This window comes from Streptomyces sp. NPDC054956 (genome assembly GCF_053609185.1).
This window is the reverse complement of sequence record NZ_JBSGXB010000132.1, coordinates 16,707-19,334: the sequence shown is the minus strand read 5'-3', so window position 1 is coordinate 19,334 and position 2,628 is coordinate 16,707. Positions and strand designations below refer to the sequence as shown.

Below are 2,628 nucleotides of genomic sequence, written 5' to 3'. Positions count from 1 at the left end.
GTTTGAGGGCACGGGCGCGGAGCGCACGTACGGGGCCCGGGGCGGAGCCCCGGTTTCGGGAAGGGGCGGGGTGGGGGAAGGCCCCGCGCAGCGGCCGGACCCGTGGGGGCTGCGCTCCGCGCGACGGCCCGGCCCGTGGGGGCTACGCGTCGACCAGGTCCGGGTGCCAGCGCCGCGCCACCGCGGGGTGCGCGCGGACCCAGCCCTTCAGTTCGTTGCGGCCGTACTCCGCGTGCAGCGGGTTCGACGCGTCGTGGGCGATTCCGGGCGCCGAGCGCAGGTAGTCGCCCGGGACCGTCTCCACCACCGCGTCCAGCCGCGGGTTGTAGAAGAACGGCACCGAGAACCGCTCCACGGCCCCGCGCGGGCTGACCACCCGGTGGTCGGTGGCCGTCAGGTAGCCCTCCGTCGCGATCTCCAGCAGCTCGCCCAGGTTGACCACGAACGCCCCCGGCAGCGGCGGGACGTCCAGGAAGCCGCCGTCCCGGACCACCTGGAGCCCGCCCACGGAGTCCTGCAGGAGGAGGGTGAGGAAGCCGTAGTCCTTGTGGGCCCCGACACCCTGGTCGGCGCCGCTCGGGGCGGACCCGGGGTACCGGATCAGCTTCGTGTGCAGGTGGGGGCGGTCCGCGAAGGCCTCGTCGAAGAAGTCCGAGGGGGCGCCGATCGAGGCCAGCAGCTCCTGGAGGAGCCGGTGGGCGACCGCCGCCAGCCGCGACTGCCATCCCAGCACCGCGTCCCGCAGCTCGGGCAGCGCGGCCGGCCACTGGTTCGGGCCCTCCAGCCACAGGTACGCCGGGTCGTCCGGGCCCACCACGGGCGCGGGCCGCTCCGCGCCCACGTCGAGCTGGTCGCGCCAGTCGGAGGCGCCGCCGGTCAGCTCGTGGCCTATGCGGGTGTAGCCGCGGAAGTGCGGGGAGTTCAGGTTGCTCACGGCCAGCCGGTCGGCCTCCGGGAGCGCGAAGAACGCCCGGGTCAGCTCGAGGATGCGGGCGGTTTCGGCGGCACTGACCCCGTGCCCGGTCAGGTGCAGGAAGCCGCTGTCCCGGGCGGCCGCGTGCAGTTGCTTGCGGAAGGAGTCGCGCAGCGCGGGGTCATCGGCCTGGGAGAGGTCCAGGACCGGGAGGGAGGGCTGCTGGGAGGAGTGCGCGGACGGCATGACGGCTCCGTTTCGGATGTCACGGGGTCCTGTCCCCAGGGATGGCGGGGGCCGCGGCCTGGGAGGGGCCGCCGGCAGGGTTGTCGCCGGGACCGCGAGGGCCGCGTACAGGACCAAGTCGGATCGGGGTGGATCAGGCTCGGTGCAGGTCCGGCGGCAGACAGCTCGTCGTCGTGACACGCATGTGGTCCACATGGCGGCGCTTGACGAGGAGGACGGTCATACGGTGAGCGTACGCCCGTACGCCCCGCCACCAGTACGGGTGATTCGGCCTGGCCGGAGATCGGCCCCCGGGGACCGGCTACGCTGGACCCGTGGCAGTCGTCGATGTTTCCGAAGAGCTGAAGTCCCTCTCCTCGACCATGGGGTCGATCGAGGCCGTCCTGGACCTCGACAAGCTGAGGGCAGATATCGCCGTGCTCGAGGAGCAGGCCGCCGCGCCGTCCCTGTGGGACGACCCGGAGGCCGCCCAGAAGATCACGAGCAAGCTTTCGCACCTCCAGGCAGAGGTCCGCAAGACCGAGACCCTGCGCGGGCGCATCGACGACCTCGCGGTCCTGTTCGAGCTCGCCCAGGAGATGGAGGACGCGGACACCCTCGCCGAGGCCGAGAGCGAGCTGGTCTCCGTCCGCAAGGCGCTGGACGAGATGGAGGTCCGCACCCTGCTCTCCGGCGAGTACGCCGAGCGCGAGGCGCTGGTCAACATCCGTGCCGAGGCCGGCGGCGTGGACGCCTCCGACTTCGCCGAGCGCCTGCAGCGCATGTACCTGCGCTGGGCCGAGCGCCACGGCTACCCGACCGAGATCTACGAGACCTCGTACGCGGAAGAGGCCGGCATCAAGTCGACCACCTTCGTGGTCAAGGCTCCGTACGCCTACGGCACCCTCTCCGTCGAGCAGGGCACCCATCGCCTCGTCCGGATCTCGCCCTTCGACAACCAGGGCCGCCGCCAGACGTCCTTCGCGGGCGTCGAGGTGCTGCCGGTCGTCGAGACCAGCGACCACGTGGAGATCGACGAGGCCGAGCTGCGCGTCGACGTGTACCGCGCCTCGGGCCCCGGCGGCCAGGGCGTCAACACGACCGACTCCGCGGTGCGCATCACGCACCTGCCGACCGGCATCGTGGTCTCCTGCCAGAACGAGCGCTCGCAGATCCAGAACAAGGCCAGCGCGATGAACGTCCTCCAGGCCAAGCTGCTCGAGCGGCGCCGCCAGGAGGAGAAGGACAAGATGGACGCCCTCAAGGACGGCGGAAGCTCCTGGGGCAACCAGATGCGCTCCTACGTCCTGCACCCGTACCAGATGGTCAAGGACCTGCGGACGGAGTTCGAGGTCGGCAACCCGCAGGCGGTCCTCGACGGCGAGATCGACGGCTTCCTCGAGGCCGGCATCCGCTGGCGCAAGCAGCAGGAGCAGACCGCGTAAGGCGGCGCCGAAGCAATGGGAAGGGCCCGGACACCATGAGGTGTC

Annotated in this window: 2 protein-coding genes; one reads left to right on the top strand and one right to left on the bottom strand. The window is 71.8% G+C overall.

Features of this window, described 5'->3' with window-relative positions; translation table 11 throughout:
- Window positions 1–142: 142 nt before the first annotated feature.
- The gene (locus tag ACWGDE_RS21150) at window positions 143–1,159 is read right to left on the bottom strand and encodes an isopenicillin N synthase family dioxygenase (protein WP_453390537.1); all 1,017 of its coding nucleotides are present in this window, start codon (window positions 1,157–1,159) and stop codon (window positions 143–145) included.
- Window positions 1,160–1,473: 314 nt separating this feature from the next.
- Here ACWGDE_RS21150 and prfB point away from each other — a divergent pair, with 314 nt between their 5' ends.
- Window positions 1,474–2,583 carry a peptide chain release factor 2 gene (gene prfB / locus ACWGDE_RS21145; RefSeq protein WP_453390536.1) on the top strand — a complete coding sequence of 370 codons (1,110 nt, stop codon included), beginning with the start codon at window positions 1,474–1,476 and terminating at the stop codon, window positions 2,581–2,583.
- Window positions 2,584–2,628 lie beyond the last annotated feature (45 nt).